This window comes from Flavobacterium gillisiae, assembly GCF_900107635.1.
GTDB classification, from domain to species: domain Bacteria; phylum Bacteroidota; class Bacteroidia; order Flavobacteriales; family Flavobacteriaceae; genus Flavobacterium; species Flavobacterium gillisiae.
Map to the genome: position 1 here is coordinate 1 of NZ_FNRD01000017.1, position 20,283 is coordinate 20,283.

Consider the following 20,283-nt stretch of genomic DNA (forward strand, 5'->3'; position numbering starts at 1 on the left):
TCTCAAACATACATACAATTCCGTTAAACAGACTAAAATAATCGATGAACTACACGTTTTAATTTAAAATATAATATTTAACTTACTTTTATGGTAATTTTAAGTTAAAAGCATAGCGCCGTAAAAGGATTTAATTTTAAAATGGAACCCACGAATTAAATAAAATAGTATCATTCTATTTTTTGGACAAAAATAAAAAACCAAAGTCTGAAGACTTCGGCTTGCTAGTTTACTTTAAATTCAAGAATTATAGATAAGAATAATAACTTTTAATTGAATAGTTGAAACGGTAAAAATAAAATCAACATCAAAAATAGTATTAAAATTACGGGTAAAATAAAATTTAAAATAGATTTACCAATAGATAGTTTCTGCACTTCTGATATTCCAATCACACACAATACTAATGACCAAATCCCCAAAACAATTTCGATAAAAGTAAAGCTATAATAAATAATACTATCAACTAATCCTGAGCTATAAAAACCATTTTCAGATTTAAATATATCGTTACCATAAATTGCAATATGAGGAATAAGTACAAATAAACTTAGGATTGAAGGAAACAATGCATAAGCTAGAATTCTTAATATGGATTGCGTATTTCCTTTTCCATTCATCCACTTACCAGACCAACTTATTAATGCTGCATAAATATAATAGCTAATCCACCCAAAAAGTCCTCCAGCAATGACACCTATTGCAATTATAGCCCAAATAGAATAATTATCTCCCATGTTTTTACTAGAAGCTCTATCGAAAGATCGAACTATTCCAGCAAGAAATAATAGTATATATAAATGCTTTTCATATTTGTAATCATTAATGAATCTAAAAGCTTCTCTTGGAGCTAAAATAATTTTCTGAAAGAGATCTTTTTCTGAAATACTCTTTCTATCAGGTCCCATATCAAAATCATTCATACTTTATAATGTTATTAGTTGTTGAGTTTCTCTATTTAGGTTAAATAAAATATTTATAAACCATAGCGCACAAAATACCTAGCCCAAAACTCAATAAAGTTCCTATCAAGATGTATTCAGTAAGCTTGACATCCTTAGATTCTTTAAGGTCGCCAAACCTAAAAATGGATTTGGCTGCTAATAAAAATCCAATACCTTCCCAAAAATTAATTACCACAAAAAAGAAAATAAACAGCCGTTCCAACATGCCGATATATTTTCCAGCATTATTGGTATCGTCGTTATTATTTTTACTGATTTGATCGCTCCATTTAGACAGCATTATTTTTAAAACTATCGCACTCACATAAGTAACTGCGACTAAGGCAGTCACTAAGGCTAGGCTTTTAGTCGAATAAATCACTTGTAGATCGAGTTCGTACGGATAGAAATAGCGTACTACGGCGGCAATCACTGCAAAATGTAATAATTGGTCTGTGAAGAACCAGATTTTTACCGTTTTCTTTTTTTCGAAATATAATTTGGCACAATCAATGGCAAAATGACTCCCGACAATCACAATTAACGCAAACAAATATTCGGTATTAAATTTTGTGATTAATAACAAAAGTGCAAAATGCACTAAAAGATGAAGATAAAGGTATTTTGATTTGATCTTATACTTCTTTTTATCCCGGACCCAAGCAGTGGGCTGCAATAAAAAATCGCCGATTAAATGAGCTAAAACAAGCATTAAAGATAACTCTACCATTGTTTTTTAATTTCTTGTTTATAATACTCCATCACATTTTTTAACTCCTCATACCCTGCTCTATTTAGAGATGCACTTATCGAACTTTGGCTTTTTCTGTTTAAAGCAAGAGCCAGTTCCTTTTGATTAATACCTGGGTTTTCTAATGCTTTTTTTATAATTTCGGCTGATGTGTTTGTCCAATTATCGGCAAATAAAACCACTAATTGTAAAATAATTCTAAAGGTATCGTCAAATGCAGGCCAAGGTGTTTGTAGTGCCAAAGTCTGTTTTTTTAAGCCGTCAAAGCATTCTCCTGAGTTTACAAAAGCAGTACCATTCGATTCTGTTACCTTGTCAGCAGTATAATCGACAGTACCTACTCCTATTGCCATACGAACATCGAGCGTTTTGTGTTGTTTGATAGCGGCCTTGACTAATAAGGCAACTTCTAGTGCATCTGCAGGATTTACGAGCAACTGAAAACTATCCCCTCGGTAGATTTCCCAGTCCTTTGGTTCCTCGCCGTAGTCCTTCAAAGCATCTTTTAAATCCTCCATCCATAATGCTGAAGCTACTTTTCTGGAGTTAATAATATCACCGGTGATTACTGCCTTCATCTCTTTAAATTTTAAGCAAGATACTGAAAATATCGTTAAATAAGACGATATTTTATATTATCGTTAAATTAAGCGATAATTAAACAAATCGGTGATAGGGACGATAATCTGTAAACAACTAGTTACATACGGCACAAAATAATCATCCGTATTAAATCTGTACTTTTACCACCACTTTTTTTACTCTTGAACTCTCAGCCGCTTGTATGCAAGGCATGTGCAAATCATCAGGAAAAAATACCGTAAACATCCCTGCCTCTATTCTCACCAACGAAGTTTCTCCTTCATAAAAAGTGTAATCTTTATCTAAATCGCTAGTAAGTGATTTTTGGTTGCTCTTAGTTGTAACTCCCATCAATTCGACACCTTCTATTATATACTGAATATCGATATATTTTGTATGCCCTTCTAACACACAGTCTTTCATCTCTTTGGTATCGTACTCCATAACAATAGCAAAAATTTCTTTATTGTCAATTTCATAGGTTCCAGATTCTATTTGGACTAAATCTGTATTTTTAATAAATTCAAATCCTTTCGCTAATCTTTCTGTCAAGTTTGCATAAAGGGTATAATTTTCAATTTTATCGATGACCATTTTTTTCTATTTAATTACTAAAACAACTTTCAAAAATAGGTAAACTATTCCCATATTTCTTTTAAAAAATTATCGTTTTAACTGATGCTAAAATTATTTTATAAGAAATTGTATTTTCTATTTAATTTGTTTTTGATAATCTAAAATAGTTTCATAATGTCTATTTTTTATAATTATTCGATACATTCCCTTATGTAAAATCATATTTGCAACTTGCTCTTTATTTTCTATTTCGATGACGTCAGCAGGTATTCCGTCGTTTTCAAATTCATTAATCCGATAGGCTAAAGCCAATACAGGAAATTCAGTAATAGAATCTTTTTTAATGGTATATACTTTTCTTTTTCCATCTAAAGTTAACCAACTTGGCCTTCCATTTTCATAAACCGTAACAGGATGAATTATTCTACAATCAGCTCTAGCATCATCAATACCTCCATTAAATGTCTGATCTTTTGAATTCACCATAATTACACTTGTTTTAGAATTGGCGAGTTTTATGTATGAATTATTCCAAGCTGCGTTTCCTCTCTCTGAACTAGTAGTCTGATCAATTGTAAATGGATTAATTCCGGTCATTTCAGTTACTCTTGCGGCCATCGCTTTTTCCCAACTTTTAATACCTGGAGTTCCTTCATTTAGATGATCATAACCACAATGTATCAAAAACTTAGCTTTAGGATTTCCCTTCATCATTTTAGCAATATTTTGAGCTTGCTCCATTTCTCTGTCCTTTGCGGTCTTCCCTTTTACATATTTATATTCATAGTTGAACAAAGTAAAACCAAGATCTAAGGCTTCTTTTAATAAATTTGCATATTGTGATTCTTGAATATACAAGCTTCCTCCATCCATAATAGGAAATTTCCTCTTGTTTATCAACGTATCATCTAAGGCTTCGACACCTAAAAAACGATAGCCATTTTTATACAACCCTTTTAATAATGAAGTGGTAAAAACTCTATGGTTCGCATTATTATGTGCTTCGTTAATAATTACAAGACGTTCTTTTTTAGCACGGTTAATAATGTAATCTTTAGCATCTTTAGGTTTGAATTGCATAAAATTCAAACTGTCTTTTTTTGAAAGTTCAGGAACACTTCCTCCCTGCTTATCCCACATTTCTAATGCTTTTTTATAATTACCGATAGTAGCAAGATTGGTTGCCGCTAGTTGATACTTCCATGGTACAGTATCTATTTCAACTTTTGTATTGATATCTTCAATAAATTTGTATGGTTCTTTGTTTTTTTGAGCATGTACTAAAGTGGTAACGCAAAAAAACAGAACCGAAATAACTGATAATTTGTTCATTGTGATTTAAGATTTAAATATAATTCTTTAAATATACACTTTTTTCTTACATATATTTCAATTATCTCATTTCCTAAATTCCAAACAAAAAACTATCTTCGCTTCATAAGAAAACAAGCTTGAATTTTGACTAATCAACTTGGAATTTTGAACTTGGAAAACCCTACATGAACAACCTCCTACTTACTCCTATCGAATACCTAAAAGGCGTTGGTCCAAATCGGGGCGAACTGTTGCGTAAGGAATTAGGGATTCATAAGTATAAGGATTTAATCAATTTATACCCAAACCGCTATATTGACCGAACTCGTTATTACAAAATCAACGAGTTGCAAAACAATGTGGCCGAAGTACAAATTATTGGTAAAATCATCAATATCAAAACTGTCGAATTTGCCAAAGGTAGGAAACGCCTAGTAGCTACTTTTGTAGACGATACTGGGCAGATGGAATTAGTATGGTTTCAGGGACAAAAATGGGTTCGGGAATCGTTGAAGCTAAACGAAATCAGCGTAATATTCGGGAAATGCACTTCGTTTAACGGCGCCTACAATATGGCCCATCCCGAAATTGAAGCGATGAGCGAGCACGAACAAAGTTTGCGTTCTGCGATGCAGCCAGTGTATCCTTCGACCGAAACCCTGACAAATCGAGGAATTTCAAACCGGGTGATCAATAAATTAATGCAACAGCTTTTTATGGAAACCCAAGCGTTGTTTACTGAAACCCTGCCGGAATATCTGATGCAGGAATTGCATCTGATTTCTAAAAAAGCCGCCTTATTCAACATTCATTTTCCCAAAAGCGCAGAAGCTTTGGCTAAAGCCCAATTCCGATTAAAATTTGAAGAATTGTTCTTTATCCAGTTGCAATTAATTACCAAAAATCTGGTTCAAAAACACAAAATAAAGGGACATCCATTTACTAAAGTAGGGGATCTTTTCAATGATTTCTACCAAAACCATCTGCCTTTTCAGCTCACCGGAGCACAAAAAAGGGTGATCAAAGAAATCAGAACAGACATGGGAACCAATGCCCAAATGAATCGTTTATTGCAAGGCGATGTAGGTTCGGGAAAAACGATTGTCGCTTTTATGAGCATGCTGCTAGCCCTTGATAATGGCTTTCAGGCCTGCTTGATGGCACCAACAGAAATATTAGCAAATCAGCACTTTATAGGATTATCAGAATTGGCTGAAAAGCTAAATCTGAACATAAAACTACTCACAGGATCGAGTAAAACTGCCGCTAGAAGAATCATTCACGAAGAACTAGAAAACGGAAGTTTACAAATATTGATAGGAACACATGCTTTATTAGAAGACAAAGTGAAATTTCAAAATTTAGGCTTGGCCGTAATTGATGAGCAACACCGTTTTGGGGTAGAGCAGCGTTCTAAATTGTGGAAGAAAAACGAAATTCCGCCACATATTTTGGTAATGACCGCCACTCCTATTCCGCGAACGTTGGCGATGAGTTTGTATGGCGATCTAGATATTTCAGTTATTGACGAATTGCCTCCGGGACGAAAACCCATTCAAACCGTGCATCGCTTTGACAGCAATCGCTTAAAAGTTTGGAAATTTATAAGAGATGAAATTGGCTTAGGCCGACAAATATATATTGTCTATCCGCTGATACAAGAATCGGAAAAAATGGATTTCAAAGATTTAATGGACGGTTATGAAAGCATTTCTCGCGATTTTCCTTTGCCTGATTATTCCATTTCTATTTTGCACGGAAAGATGAAACCAGCCGATAAAGATGCGGAAATGAAACGCTTTTCGGATGGAAAAACCAATATTATGGTTGCTACAACTGTTATTGAAGTTGGGGTAAATGTTCCTAATGCTTCGGTAATGATTATCGAAAGTGCGGAACGTTTTGGGCTGTCGCAATTGCACCAATTGCGCGGTCGTGTGGGTCGTGGTGCTGATCAAAGTTACTGCATCCTGATGACCAGCCACAAATTAAGTTCGGACAGTAAAACCCGAATGGAAACGATGGTAAGTACTAATGACGGTTTTGAAATTGCCGAAGTCGACTTGAAGCTACGCGGCCCAGGAAATCTAATGGGAACCCAACAAAGTGGCGTATTAAACCTTCAAATTGCCGACATTGTTCGAGACAGAGATATTTTGGCCTTAGCCAGAGAAAAAGCTATTAAAATTCTTAGTGATGATGCTCCACTGCAAAAACCAGAGCATGCTACTTTAAGAGCGGTTTATATTGAGTTGACAAAAAAGAAAAATATCTGGAATTACATTAGTTGATTTTTATAAAATCTTAATTTTATTTTAAAATCCAATTAAACCTTTAGCCGTTTTTAAGGTCTTATTGTGAAGTTTGAACGGATAGAGAAATTTATTTGTTCCTGTTTTTTACTATTTTAATATTTAGAACAATATCCTAATCGTCATAAAATGAACGATTAGGAATTTTTATATGTCTTTTCAAAAAAATATTTGTATGTACAACTGTTAAATTAAAACTAAGCTAATATGTATTCCAATTGTAAAACCTAAATTTGTTTGTTAACAAAAATTATTGAAACCTAATCCTACTTTACCACATAAACATGAAAATAAAATACTTAATTTACGGCTTACTAATTGTTGGTTTTGGTGCCTTTATCAGCTACCGAATTATCGAAAATAAAGGAGATTCAAAAGCAGACAATGGTAAATCAGGAAAACCAAAAGCGATGCGTTTATCTGGAATTGTAGTACATCCGGAAACTTTTGATAATAACTTGTCTCTTTCTGGCTCTATAGAGGCCAATGAGCAAGTAGAAATCCGCTCTGAGGTTTCAGGTATTGTAGAAAGCATCAATTTTCAAGAAGGAAGCAATGTTAGTAAAGGACAATTACTTTTTAAAGTTAATGACAGAGAATTACGGGCTCAATTGAGTCAAGCGAATACTAAGGAAAACTTGGCATCCGAAAATGAAAGAAGAGCCAAACTATTATTGCAAAAAGAAGCCATCAGTCAGGAAGAGTATGAAGTTGCCAGAGCTGAATATGCTTCTATGAAAGCACAAAGTCAGTTGATTAAGGCACAAATAGCTAAAACAGCTGTTAGAGCGCCCTTCTCAGGAAGTATTGGGTTGCGTTCTATTTCAGTGGGAACCTACATTACCCCTGCTATTTTAGTTGCTAATTTAGTTAATATCGCAAAGTTGAAAATCACTTTTTCAATTCCTGAAAAATATGCAAATCAAATAAAAAATAATACTATCCTAAGTTTTAAAGTGAGTGGCTCTACTGAAAAATATTCGGCTACCATCTATGCAATCGAACCTTCGGTTGAAGTTTCAACAAGAACTTTACAAGTTCGTGCTATTGCCGAAAATAAAGATGGAAAGTTATTACCTGGTACTTTTGCAGATGTTGAGTTACCGCTTGCTGTCATTAAAAATGCCATAGTGGTTCCAACACAAGCCGTAATTCCAGTGCAAAATGGAAAAAAAGTTTTTATTTCTGATTTTGGCAAAGCCAAAGAAGTCATGGTCGAAACGGCCACAAGAACAGATGCTTCTCTCTTGATTTTATCTGGGTTAAAAGCAGGTGATACCGTAATTACAAGTGGTGTTATGTCTTTAAAAAATGAAACTCCCGTAAAAGTAATCATCAAATAATTTAAAGTTACTCGGAATAAGTATACCATTAGTCTACTTCTAGCCCAGTAACGATATTTTATTAATCCCATAAAAAATGAGTTTATCTACATTAAGCATAAAAAGACCGGTAATGACCATTGTTATGAATTTGACAATTGTCTTATTTGGTATTATAGGATACACCTATCTTGGCGTTCGTGAATTTCCCTCGATAGATCCGGCACAAGTTTCCATCAGAACCAATTATACGGGTGCTAACTCGGATATTATTGAGTCTCAAATAACCGAACCGCTTGAAAAAGCCATAAATTCCATTGACGGAATTAGGAATATTACCTCTTCCAGTTCTCAGGGAAGCAGTTCGATTACGGTAGAATTCAACTTGGATAAAGATCTTGAAGAAGCCGCAAATGATGTTCGTGACAAAGTATCGCAAGCCATCAGAAGCTTACCGCAGGATATTGATGCACCGCCTGTTGTTTCTAAGGCTGATGCCAATAGTGATGCGATTATTTCGATGACGGTACAAAGTGATACCAGAAGTCAACTGGAATTGAGTGATTATGCAGAAAATGTGATTTCGCAACGTCTTGAAACGATTCCTGGTGTAAGTGGTGTTCAAATTTGGGGACAAAAAAGATACGCTATGCGCTTGTGGATTGACCCTGTAAAACTAGCTTCTTACGGACTCACTGTTGCTGAGGTAAGAACAGCCCTTGGCAAACAAAATGTCGAATTACCATCTGGAAAATTGACGGGTGCCAATACGGAACTAACTGTAAAAACCGTTGGAAACTTATCTACCGCCGAAGAATTTAATAACATCATCATACGTTCTGAAGGAGAAAAAATAGTGCGTTTAAGCGATATTGGCTCTGCCGTTCTTGGTCCAGAAAATATTGAAACTAAGTTAAGTCAGTCTGGATTACCTTTAGTGGGTCTGGCTATTGTTCCTCGTCCCGGAGCCAATTATCTAGATATTTCAAAATCGTTTTACGAGCAATTTGAAGCCTTAAAGAAAGATCTTCCCAAAGACATCAAATTAAATATCGCGCTTGACAATACTATTTTTGTAAAAAAATCAGTACTTGAAGTAGCGGAAACATTGGGAATATCGATATTCTTAGTTATTCTAATTATCTATTTATTCTTTAGAGATTGGGCGATTGCTTTTAGACCCTTAATTGACATTCCTGTTTCATTAATCGCGACCTTTTTTATCATGTGGTTGTTTGGTTTTTCTATTAACGTATTAACCTTGTTGGCGATTGTTCTGGCTACTGGTTTAGTTGTCGATGACGGAATCGTAGTTACTGAAAATATCTTTAAAAAAGTAGAAGAAGGCATGACGCCTATTGAAGCTGCGATCAAAGGCTCTAACGAAATATTTTTTGCCGTAATCTCTATTTCTATTACACTGGCAGCCGTATTCCTACCCGTTATATTTCTCGAAGGATTTGTGGGACGTTTATTTAGGGAATTTGGAGTCGTCATAGGTGCTGCCGTTTTAATTTCGGCTTTTGTTTCCTTGACATTAACGCCAATGTTGAATGCGTATTTAATGAAAGGTGGTGAACAAAAAAAATCTAAATTCTATATTTTAACCGAACCTTATTTCCAAAAATTAAACAGTAATTATGCAGATGCATTAGAGCGATTTATGGCTAAGAAATGGTGGAGTTTCCCTATTCTATTCGCTTGTTTTGCCTTGATTTTTGTCTTTTATAATTTACTTCAAAAAGAAACGGCACCTTATGATGACCGCAGCTCTTTGATATTAAGAATAACTGCCCCAGAAGGTTCTAGCTACGAATATACAGATCGTTTCATGCAAGAGATTTCTAAATTAGTTGACGACTCTATCCCCGAGAAAAAAGTCAGTTTAGTGGTTACATCGCCTGGATTTGGATCTTCTTCCGTAAATAGTGGTTTTGTACGTTTGTCACTAAAAGAACCTGGCGAAAGAAAGTTATCTCAAGAAGAAATTGCAGACAAACTGACCAAATGGACCAAACAATATCCAAATGCTAAAACATCTGTTACACAACAACCCACCATTTCTGTCAACAGACGAGGTGGCTTACCAATACAATTCATTATTCAAACTCAAAATTTCAGTAAGTTAGAAGAGAAAATTCCTTTGTTTATGGACGAAGTGGATAACGATCCTACTTTTTCTATGTCTGATGTAAATTTAAAATTCAACAAACCAGAGCTTAACGTTACTATTGATCGTGAAAAAGCAGAGAGCTTAGGAATATCGGTTATTGATATTGCACAAACGTTGCAACTATCCTTAAGTGGACAACGTTTTGGTTATTTCATGAAAAAAGGAAAACAATACCAAGTAATTGGACAATTTGAGCAACAAGATCGCTCAAAGCCATTGGATTTAACATCGATGTATGTCAAAAACAATAAGGGTGATCTAATTCAAATGGACAACATTGTGAGTATTGAAGAGCAAAGCAAGCCACCACAGTTGTATCACAACAACCGATTCATGGCAGCTACCGTTTCTGCGGGTCTTGCTCCAGGGAAAAGTATCAATGACGGAATTGAAGCAATGGAAAAAATCAAAACTAAAGTCCTTGATGATACTTTCACCACTGATCTAGGAGGAGAATCCAGAGATTTTGTCGAAAGTAGTTCTAATACTTCTTTTGCCTTCGGATTGGCTTTACTATTGATATTTTTAATTCTTGCCGCACAGTTTGAAAGTTTTATTGATCCATTTATCATTATTTTAACCGTTCCTATGGCCGTTGCAGGGGCATTATTCTCCTTGTGGTTATTTGATCAAACTTGGAATATCTTTAGCCAAATTGGAACCGTAATGTTGATTGGATTAGTAACTAAAAATGGAATTTTAATTGTAGAATTTGCCAACCAACTCCGAGAACAAGGAAAACCGAAACTGGAAGCCATTCTCGAAGCTTCAGAAGCACGTTTAAGACCTATTTTAATGACTAGTTTGGCGATTTCACTTGGAGCATTGCCTATTGCCATGTCGCTTGGAGCTGCATCTACCAGTAGAATTGGTATGGGAGTTGTTATTGTAGGCGGAACTATCTTTTCTTTGGTTCTAACCTTATTTGTTATTCCTGCACTTTATTTTATGTGGTCTAAAGCTAAAAAACACTATCCTGAATTTGACCACATTGAAGAATATGAAAATGAAAGTAACTAATACTATGACAACTAAAATACTACTTCAAAGTCTGTTGATTTTCTTTTTGTGTGTTCTACAAGGAAATGCTCAGGAATTATTAACGCTGAAAGATGCGGTACAAATTGCTTTAGAGAACAATTACGAAATTAAGATTGCCGAAAACAATTTAAAAATTGATGAAAGTAATGTCACTCCTGGAAATGCGGGAATGTTACCTAATGCAACAGCCTCAATTGTAAATAACAACAACATTCAAAATCTTTCTCAAACCCGTGCTGATGGAACAATAAACAGCCTTGATAATGCCAAAAGCAATAGCTTGAACTATGGGTTGAGTTTAGGATGGACTATTTTTGATGGCTTTAGAATGTTTGCTATGAGAGACCAACTTAGTGAGTTACAAAAACTAGGAGAGAATCAATTGAAACTTACGATTATTACAAAAATAAGCGATGTTCAAGCCGCCTACTTTGATTTGGTACAACAGCAGCAGCAATTATCCGCGCTAGACAGTACACTTGTAATTTCAAATCAACGAGTAAGTTTGGCACAAAACAGATTTACCATTGGAAAAGCATCTAGATTAGAAGTTCTGAATGCCCAAGTAGATATCAATACCGATAAAGTAAGCTTGTTAAGGCAAAAAGAAATGTATGCTAATGCTAAAGTTTTATTGAATCAAATTCTAGCCAGAGACCTTACCGCTGATTTTAAAGTAGCTGAAGTCTTTACAATGGAAAAACAATTGGATTTTACGGAGTTGAAAGTATTGGCAGAAAAACAAAATCCAGAAGTAGAAGCCCTAATAATCAATAAAAGAATAGCCGAATTAGAACTTAAAAAAATAAAATCCGGTCGCTACCCTACCGTCAAAGTAAATACGGGCTACAATTTTACTGATACGCAGTCAAGCCTTGGCTTTACAACACAATCGGCTGCTAGAGGACTTAATTATGGTTTTAGCGCTTCTTTAAATCTGTTTGATGGCTTTGCACAAAAACGCAATGAGAAGATTGCAGCCTTACAGATTGATAATTCTAGTATCCAAATTGAGCAACAGAGCCTAGCACTTCACGCACAACTAGCAACCGCATATCAAACCTATACAACAAACTTGGAATTAATTCAACTAGAAGAAAAAAATGAGGCTATTGCCAAGCAGAATCTAGATATTACCTTAGATAAATTCCGTATTGGAACAATAACCACACTAGAATTTAGAACTGCACAATTGAATTATGTGAATGCCACCGTGCGATATAGCAATTCACAATTTCAAGCAAAATTATCAGAAATTGCATTACGAGAACTTGCCGGTAACTTAAATTTTTAAATGTTCCCATGTTATTCAACGAAGCATATTAATTTGTCTTTTAATTGATTGTAATTACTTTGTAGAACTTACTCGAATATTCTACAAAGTAATTACAAAAATATCATAACTCAGCTTATATCAAATGATATAAGCTGAGTTATTTATTTATAATACTAACTCCAATAACACTTACTATAATTGTTAAAAACAATATAATAATCACACGCATTTACCAATTTAACTATAAAATACTGAAATATTTGTAAAAACATACACTTTATCGTTAAAAATAAGATTTCATCGACTATATTATTTTTCTGACTAATTATATTCTAATATTTGTGAAAATTAAAATAAAAAAAACATTTTAATTTCATTTACAAATAGTACAAATCGCTTTTAATTTTTTAACAATCCCAAATTTCATCTATTATGAAAAAAATTATCTTAACACTTGCAATGGGTATCCTCTTAATGAGCTGTAGTAATGAACCTATTGCATTAGAAACAAGTACAACTGCCAAGGTGGTACCAACTTCTAAAACTTTGATTACCGCAAGCACTACAATGCCAAGTTCAGGTTACTCATTATCTACTTATGAAAGTTGTACTACCAATTGTATTGCTGCGGAAAGTAGTACCTATTTCGAAAAAACAGATTCTAAAATTGTTTCTTGGGGAGGCCTTAACAATGACAAATTTTCAAAAACAATTTATATCAAATATTTTAACACTAGAACTGAATTCAAATTATTGGTTCTTAGCACAGAAAAATTTGCTGATCTTGTAATCAATGGAGCTTCTGTAGGAATAGGTGCTGCTGCAAACACATGGGGAGAGTATTCTATTCCACTTGAAAGCGGTTGGAAAGCATGTGATACTAAAAGTATTCACTTACAAGTTGCAGGAGATGGTCCACAAGGTGTATTTGATATTAATTATGGTCTTGTAGGTATGTGCGCTAGCGGTTGTGAAACTGTATTTTCAGGAAAAGCAATTTCTTGTGGTACTTCTCGTGAAGTTGAATATACATTCACTTCTAAAGAAGCTATTTCTAATTTAAAAATTCAAGGTGGGTTAACAAACTTTACTGGTGCAAATGCTACTGTAACCGTAACAGGTGGTACTTTAAACGCATCTCAAAGAACTCCTGGAGGAAGCTCTAACCGCGTAATCACAGTGGAAGGAAGTGTTGATGCATGTGAAAAAATTACAATCAACATCAAATGGGATTCAAGTAATTCAGGTGGAGTTATAACTGGAAGCTGGTCTGCAAGCGGAACAGGGATTACAGTAGATGAAATTTTAGGATTAGAGTGTCGCTAATAAAAGTAAATTATATAAAAAAAAAGAGAGCAATTGCTCTCTTTTTTTATAAAGTATTTTGAGAAAAAAATATTCGATACTAAAACTTAAAATACTTGAAAATAATTCGCATAAAGCGTACAAATGTTTTTTCAGAACAACATAATTAATCCTCGAAACTCTTATGGACTATAATAACAGAATTAGTACTCTAAAAAAATTTAACTAAGTCATTATCTTACTGTAACCACGCAAGGACAGCACCTTCGCTGATAGTGAGTCGATTCATGGTTTGATTACACAATCTTCTAATAGGGGATTTACAGCTTTAAACCTTCTTTACATCTGTTTTAAAGTCACATTAGAATTTATAAACTCAAAAATGAATTACAAAAATCCCATAATAAGGTTCTGCAGTAGTCAACGTCCGGAAAAGTTATCAGGAATTGCTTTACGAGAATTAATAGAGATTATTAATTTTTAAATTAAATTTGTAGAAATATTTATTCTAAATGATTTCATACAACCCAAAAGATTGGATTACTTTTATTTTTCGTTTTCATAAAGCCGATACTTTCCGTCAACTGATTCCAATGATGATTTTCATCGGAACATATTCGGCTTGTATTGCCTATCTAGAAATCGAATATTGGAATTTACCCGAAGACAGTCACGTGAAAAATATTTCTATAATGCATGGAATGTTGGGTTTTGTTATTTCTTTATTACTTGTTTTCAGAACTAATACTGCCTATGATCGTTGGTGGGAAGGCCGAAAGATTTGGGGGAGTTTAGTAAACAACAGCCGAAATCTAGCAATTAAGCTTTCGGTTATTTTAAAAGAAGATAAAGACAGAGTTTTTTTTCGAAAAATAATACCTAGTTATGCATCAATTTTAAATAAACATTTAAAAGATGAGGAAACTGGCAAACAGCTATTTGATGATATTGTATTAGAGCATCATAAACACAGGCCTAACCAAGTTGCTAAAATGTTATTTCAAAGAGTCAATGAACTTTACACCACAAACAAAATCACTGGAGACCAGCTTATAATATTGAATCATGAAGTGCAATCCTTCACTGATATTTGCGGTGCTTGTGAACGTATAAAAAACACGCCAATCCCATACTCTTACAGTGCTTTTATTAAGAAATTCATCTTCTTTTATGTAATGACATTGCCTTTTGGATATGTTTTTAATTTAGGTTATTATGTAATTCCTGTGGTTGTATTTATCTTTTATGTTTTAGCCAGTTTAGAGTTGATTGCTGAGGAAATTGAAGATCCGTTTGGGAATGACGCTAATGACTTACCCACAAAAAAAATAGCCGAAAATATCAAAAGGCACGTAGAGGAGTTACTTTAAAATTTGTTCGTTTTTCAATTTAAGTTTGTTTACTGATTTTTATTAGAATGTTTTTGATCTAAAGAAAATAATGAATAAATTGTGATTAGAATATTTTACCTTTTATCAAGTTTACAGCTTATCTTACTACGGAAGTACTTTCTATTTATAAACTAACTCTAAGGATCGGAGCAAATTCAAGTCTCTAAACATATCCGGTCAAGAAAACAATTTTCTCATTACCATCAGACAAAAAATTAAGTTAAACACCAACTTTAATCACATGAATATATCAACATATTTAAAATATAATTCGAAAAAAAATACCATTTACTAAGCCTTTTTTAAGCTTTCTATAGCCTCGCGCTTTTAAATACTTTTCTTCAAAAACCACTAAATTGTTATTTAATTCTATTATATTTACGATATAACACTGTTAAATGGCTAAAATACGTGTTGAATTTCACATTTATTTAAATATCAATTCTACGTATTTAGTTTTCTATTAATTAAAACCAACAATTATGAAAACAATGACTTGTAAACAACTTGGAGGAGCATGTGAAGAACAATTCCATGGTAACACTTTTGAGGAAATAGCAGAATTGAGTAAAAACCACGCTCTGGAAATGATTCAAAAAAACGATGATGCTCATAGTAAAGCAATGAGAGAGATGCAAGAATTAATGCACTTCCCACAAGGTATGAATGCATGGTACGAAAACAAACGAAAAACATTTGATTGTCTACCCAAATCCGAAAACTAATCCCTTACCAATTATCCACTCGTAAGTATCAAGTACGATCTTATTTGCATGAATAATCATAGCCTATGCAAGATCACTTGCAAATCTAAAGGTGCCGCAACTTTTGTAAGCTTTCCGTTATAGTGCTTTTTACCAAAAATAAGAAGACCTATCATCAGATCAAGAATCAAAATTAGGTGCCACTTTCTAATGAGTAATATGATTTAATGTGTATACAGACAGTAGTAAAACCCACATTTTTCGTAAAAACTTAAGTAGGACAACTATTTACTAAATTAATTTGCGAATTTGTGGTACTTTTTATAATGTACATTGCAATATACATACTCTAGGCTGACAGAATTTTTAAATTTACATTCTTTATAACAAGCCATAGTAAACTAAAATTATATCCTTTTTAACAAAGTAAGATTTAACTAATTGGTTTATTTTCATTAAGTTTATAACTCTTTCTTTATAAACTACTTCTATGAATCGCAACTACATCAATCCTCCTAATTTATCGAGCGAAAAATCATTAAAAACCTTAGTTGAAAATAGAACGGTTTACAATTTGAATCATTGTGAATTAAATCTGTTTGAAACTTACAAAGAATCACAATTAGTGCCTTTGAAGTTTAATGATTTGGTAGTAACCAGTATGTTGCGAGGAAAGAAAGTAATGCATCTTTTTGATGATCCTGGTTTTGAATACTTACCTGGTGAAACTGTAGTTATTCCTTCTAATGTAGAAATGAAAATTGACTTCCCTGAAGCCACAAAAAACAATCCTACCCAATGTCTGGCTTTGGCGATAGACCAGCAAAAAATAAATGATACATTGCATTTTTTAAATGATCGTTATCCTAAAGAAGGTAATAGCCAGTTTTGGCATTTAAACTACCAAAATTACTATTTCTACAACAATGTCGAGTTAGCTACAACCATAAATAAATTAATAAAAGAATGTATGAGTACATCTGTTACTAAGGATGTATTGGCTGATTTGACGTTACAAGAATTACTTATTAGAATTGTACAAACTCAAACTGCTAAATCTATCGAGGACGGACTTTATACTGATCCTAATAGTCCAATAACACAAGTATTGGAGTACATTCGAGTAAATATCCGAGAAAACATAAGTCTTAAAAACTTGAGTGAGAAAGCTTGCATGAGTACAACCTCTTTTTATCGTTTTTTCAAGAGAGAATTAGGCATGACGCCAATAGAATTTGTTATTAGAGAAAAAATAAAATGTGCAAAGCAGTTATTGAAAAATCCGGCAATCCAAATTAATGAAGTATGTCATTTGTCTGGATTTGAAGACAGTAATTACTTCATTCGTTTGTTTAAAAAGCACGAAGGCATTACACCAAAGCAATACCAATTGTTATACGTGAATTAGCTTATTCTATATATTTGACAGGTTCCAAGTCTTTTTCTTCCTCAGGAGTAAAGATTCTATATTCAATTCGGAATGTCTTTTTTAATGGGGTTTCCAAAGAAAATCCTCCGACTCCGAAAGCATCAATTACATCCAAAGTAAAATGCGTATGTTTCCAATATTCGAATAAATCCTTATCTACCCAAAACTCAGTATTTTCTATTACACCAATGCAAACATCTCCCAATCTTTGATAGAAACCTCCTTTTTCAAAACATTGTGGCTGCGTACCCTCACAGCATCCTCCGGCCTGGTAAAACATCAAGTCTCCATGTTTTTCCTGCAATATTTTTATTAATTCTACTGCCTTTTCGGTTGCGTCAATTCTTCTTGTCATCTTTTTTTCGTGATTGATAAAGCAGAAAACACGCGTATATGCGTATTTTCTGCATTAATAATTTTAATTATGGTTTTGCAATTTCGAGTACTACCCTTCCTTCTATCTGTCCCTTTTTCATTTTTTCAAAAACATCATTTACATCTTCTAATTTTGCCGATGTGACAGTTGCTTTTACTTTTCCTTCCACCGCAAATTGTATGGCTTCTTGTAAATCTTTTCGCGTACCTACAATAGAACCACGAATTGTAATTCTATTTAATACTGTATCAAAAATCGATAAATCAAAATTACCAGGAGGAAGTCCATTCAACGCCATCGTTCCTTTTCTTCTCAAGGTTTCCAACCCTTGTTTAAAAGCGATTGGAGAAACGGCCGTAATTAACGCTCCGTGCATTCCGCCAACTTCTTTTTTAAGAAATTCTCCAGGATTTTGATTCTTAGCATTTACGACTAAGTCGGCGCCCAATTTCTTTGCTAATTCTAACTTATCATCTGCAATATCAATAGCTGCTACATGCATTCCCATAGCTTTTGCATATTGCACTGCAACGTGTCCTAAACCTCCAATTCCCGAAATAGCCACCCATTCTCCTGGCTTTACTTCCGTTTCTTTTAATCCTTTATACACAGTCACACCAGCACAAAGTATTGGGGCCATTTCCATAAAATTGACATTCGACGGTAAGCGTCCTACATACCTCGCGTCAGCAATTACATATTCGGCAAAACTACCATCAACACTATAACCCCCATTTTGCTGGGTATCACATAGCGTTTCCCAACCTGTGATACATTGGTCACAACCACCACAAGCACTATACAGCCATGGCACACCAACAGCATCTCCTTCTTTTACATTCTTAACATCTGGCCCTACTGCTACAACATAGCCTACCCCTTCATGACCAGGAATTAGTGGCATTTTTGGTTTAACCGGCCAATCTCCTTGAATAGCGTGTAAGTCAGTGTGACAAACTCCGCTTGCAATTACTTTTACTAAAATTTCATTACGACCAGGACGTTTAACTTCGACTTCTTCAATCTTTAGAAGCGATCCGAATTCCCTAATCACTGCAGCCTTCATTGTTTTTGGTAACATAGTATATAGATTTAAAAAAAGGGAAAGCTTTATTACTTTCCCTTTTTTATTAATAATGCATTCTAAAAGAAACCTAATTTCTTTTTATCATACGAGATCAACATGTTCTTTGTTTGCTGATAATGTGCAAGCATCATTTTATGATTCTCACGTCCAATTCCAGATTGTTTGTACCCTCCAAAAGGAGCTCCCGCAGGATAAGAATGATATTGGTTTATCCATACACGACCCGCTTGAATCGCTCTTGGAACCTGATAAATTTCATGTGCATCACGTGTCCAGAGTCCAGCACCCAAACCATACATAGTATCATTTGCAATAGCGATGGCTTCTTCAGTTGTTTTAAAAGTAGTAACTGCCAAAACAGGTCCGAAGATTTCTTCCTGAAAAATACGCATTTTATTGTTCCCTTTAAAAAGAGTAGGCTTGATATAATATCCTGTAGAAAGATCTCCTTGTAAATGGTTCTCCTCTCCTCCGGTCAATACTTCAGCTCCTTCTTCTTTTCCTAATTTAATATAGTTAAGAATTTTTTGTTGTTGAACCAATGAAGTCTGTGCTCCCATCATCGTTGTTTTATCTAATGGGTTGCCCAGCTGTATAGCCTCAGTTCTTTCAATTACTCTAGCTATGAATTTATCGTATATATCTTCATGCACTAATAGTCGTGACGGACACGTACATATTTCTCCTTGATTCAAAGCAAACATTACTGCACCTTCAATCGCCTTATCAAAGAAATCATCATCAGCATCACCAACCGATTTCATGAAAATATTGGGAGATTTACCTCCTAATTCTAATGTTACGGGAATAATGTTTTCAGTGGCATATTGCATTACTAGACGTCCTGTAGGTGTAGAACCTGTAAACGCCGCTTTTGAGACTTTTTTGTTTGTTACCAATGCTCTTCCCAACTCTGCTCCAAAACCATTCACAATATTAATTACTCCAGGAGGAAGAATATCACCTATCAATTCCATTAAAACTAATATGGAAATAGGAGTACTTTCTGCTGGTTTTAGTACCACCGTATTACCTGCTGCTAATGCTGGTGCCAGTTTCCAAACCGCCATTAATATTGGAAAATTCCAAGGAATAATTTGAGCAATTACACCTAACGGCTCGCTTAAAGCTATAGATACGGTTTGTGAATCTAATTCAGCAATCGAGCTTTCCTCAGCACGTATAACTCCTGCAAAATATCTAAAATGATCAATTGCCAAAGGAATATCAGCTGCCATTGTTTCTCGAATGGCCTTCCCATTATCGATCGTTTCTACTGTGGCGATGTACTCCAAGTTATCCTCTATTCTCTGCGCAATTTTATTCAATAAATTACTTCTTTCTGTAGCTGAAGTTTTACCCCAAGTTTGAAAGGCTTCATACGCTTTATCTACAGCAAGTTCTAAATCTTCTTTCGTCGAATGTGCGGCTTGTGTAAACACCTTTCCGTCAATTGGACAAATCACATCAAAATATTCTCCTTTAATGGGTGCTACGAACTTCCCACCTATATAATTGTCGTATTTTGCCTTAAACTCAGGTCTTGAAACTATGTTACTCATATCTTACTAATTTAAATTTTATCAAATATAGTTTGCTAAAGCTGATTAGTATAGCACTATTCCTCCAATCAATAGCATTAAATTTTCATATGTGTTATTTTATAGTTATTATTCTGTATTATTCACAAATTATTACAA

16 protein-coding genes are annotated in these 20,283 nt (G+C 34.1%); 8 read left to right on the forward strand and 8 right to left on the reverse strand.

Annotated elements, in window-relative coordinates:
- Nucleotides 1-269: 269 nt before the first annotated feature.
- The 5 genes from BLV35_RS18285 to BLV35_RS18305 all read right to left on the reverse strand — a co-directional run bounded on the left by BLV35_RS18285 (nucleotide 270) and on the right by BLV35_RS18305 (nucleotide 4,185).
- A complete protein-coding gene (locus BLV35_RS18285) occupies nucleotides 270-923 on the reverse strand; it encodes a Yip1 family protein (RefSeq protein WP_091093627.1) in 654 nt (217 codons plus the stop codon).
- A 40-nt stretch (nucleotides 924-963) separates the two neighbouring features.
- Complete coding sequence (locus BLV35_RS18290; protein WP_091093630.1) at nucleotides 964-1,674, reverse strand: DUF3307 domain-containing protein; 711 nt, start codon at nucleotides 1,672-1,674, stop codon at nucleotides 964-966.
- Complete coding sequence (locus BLV35_RS18295) at nucleotides 1,668-2,273, reverse strand: transcriptional regulator (protein ID WP_091093633.1); 606 nt, start codon at nucleotides 2,271-2,273, stop codon at nucleotides 1,668-1,670. Before BLV35_RS18295 ends, BLV35_RS18290 begins: the two co-directional genes overlap by 7 nt.
- A gap of 151 nt (nucleotides 2,274-2,424) precedes the next feature.
- Nucleotides 2,425-2,871 (reverse strand): NanQ anomerase/TabA/YiaL family protein, encoded by a 447-nt coding sequence (locus BLV35_RS18300; RefSeq protein WP_091093637.1) that lies wholly within the window; start codon nucleotides 2,869-2,871, stop codon nucleotides 2,425-2,427.
- Nucleotides 2,872-2,988: 117 nt separating this feature from the next.
- Complete coding sequence (locus BLV35_RS18305) at nucleotides 2,989-4,185, reverse strand: hypothetical protein (RefSeq protein ID WP_091093640.1); 1,197 nt, start codon at nucleotides 4,183-4,185, stop codon at nucleotides 2,989-2,991.
- Nucleotides 4,186-4,352: 167 nt separating this feature from the next.
- Here BLV35_RS18305 and recG point away from each other — a divergent pair, with 167 nt between their 5' ends.
- The 8 genes from recG (at nucleotide 4,353) to BLV35_RS18345 (ending at nucleotide 17,099) form a co-directional block, all read left to right on the forward strand.
- The gene (gene recG / locus BLV35_RS18310; RefSeq protein WP_091093641.1) at nucleotides 4,353-6,458 is read left to right on the forward strand and encodes an ATP-dependent DNA helicase RecG; all 2,106 of its coding nucleotides are present in this window, start codon (nucleotides 4,353-4,355) and stop codon (nucleotides 6,456-6,458) included.
- A 305-nt stretch (nucleotides 6,459-6,763) separates the two neighbouring features.
- Complete coding sequence (locus BLV35_RS18315) at nucleotides 6,764-7,822, forward strand: efflux RND transporter periplasmic adaptor subunit (protein WP_091093643.1); 1,059 nt, start codon at nucleotides 6,764-6,766, stop codon at nucleotides 7,820-7,822.
- Nucleotides 7,823-7,898: 76 nt separating this feature from the next.
- On the forward strand, nucleotides 7,899-10,994 hold the full coding sequence (locus BLV35_RS18320) for an efflux RND transporter permease subunit (RefSeq protein ID WP_091093645.1): 3,096 nt from the start codon (nucleotides 7,899-7,901) through the stop codon (nucleotides 10,992-10,994).
- Between the two features lie 4 nt (nucleotides 10,995-10,998).
- The gene (locus BLV35_RS18325; RefSeq protein ID WP_091093713.1) at nucleotides 10,999-12,309 is read left to right on the forward strand and encodes a TolC family protein; all 1,311 of its coding nucleotides are present in this window, start codon (nucleotides 10,999-11,001) and stop codon (nucleotides 12,307-12,309) included.
- 414 nt (nucleotides 12,310-12,723) lie between these two features.
- Nucleotides 12,724-13,617, forward strand: coding sequence for a hypothetical protein (locus BLV35_RS18330; RefSeq protein WP_091093648.1), 894 nt, complete (start codon nucleotides 12,724-12,726; stop codon nucleotides 13,615-13,617).
- 491 nt (nucleotides 13,618-14,108) lie between these two features.
- Nucleotides 14,109-14,966 (forward strand): bestrophin family protein, encoded by an 858-nt coding sequence (locus BLV35_RS18335; RefSeq protein ID WP_091093651.1) that lies wholly within the window; start codon nucleotides 14,109-14,111, stop codon nucleotides 14,964-14,966.
- Nucleotides 14,967-15,469: 503 nt separating this feature from the next.
- A complete protein-coding gene (locus BLV35_RS18340) occupies nucleotides 15,470-15,712 on the forward strand; it encodes a DUF1059 domain-containing protein (RefSeq protein ID WP_091093654.1) in 243 nt (80 codons plus the stop codon).
- A gap of 469 nt (nucleotides 15,713-16,181) precedes the next feature.
- Nucleotides 16,182-17,099, forward strand: coding sequence for an AraC family transcriptional regulator (locus tag BLV35_RS18345; RefSeq protein WP_091093657.1), 918 nt, complete (start codon nucleotides 16,182-16,184; stop codon nucleotides 17,097-17,099).
- A 1-nt stretch (nucleotide 17,100) separates the two neighbouring features.
- Here the strand turns inward: BLV35_RS18345 and BLV35_RS18350 are convergent, their stop codons facing one another.
- From BLV35_RS18350 to BLV35_RS18360, 3 genes are all read right to left on the reverse strand, one after another.
- Nucleotides 17,101-17,475, reverse strand: a complete 375-nt coding sequence (locus BLV35_RS18350; protein ID WP_091093659.1) for a DUF779 domain-containing protein — start codon at nucleotides 17,473-17,475, stop codon at nucleotides 17,101-17,103.
- Nucleotides 17,476-17,542: 67 nt separating this feature from the next.
- Nucleotides 17,543-18,577 (reverse strand): alcohol dehydrogenase AdhP, encoded by a 1,035-nt coding sequence (gene adhP, locus BLV35_RS18355; protein ID WP_074724617.1) that lies wholly within the window; start codon nucleotides 18,575-18,577, stop codon nucleotides 17,543-17,545.
- A 62-nt stretch (nucleotides 18,578-18,639) separates the two neighbouring features.
- Nucleotides 18,640-20,145, reverse strand: coding sequence for an aldehyde dehydrogenase family protein (locus BLV35_RS18360; RefSeq protein WP_091093662.1), 1,506 nt, complete (start codon nucleotides 20,143-20,145; stop codon nucleotides 18,640-18,642).
- Nucleotides 20,146-20,283 lie beyond the last annotated feature (138 nt).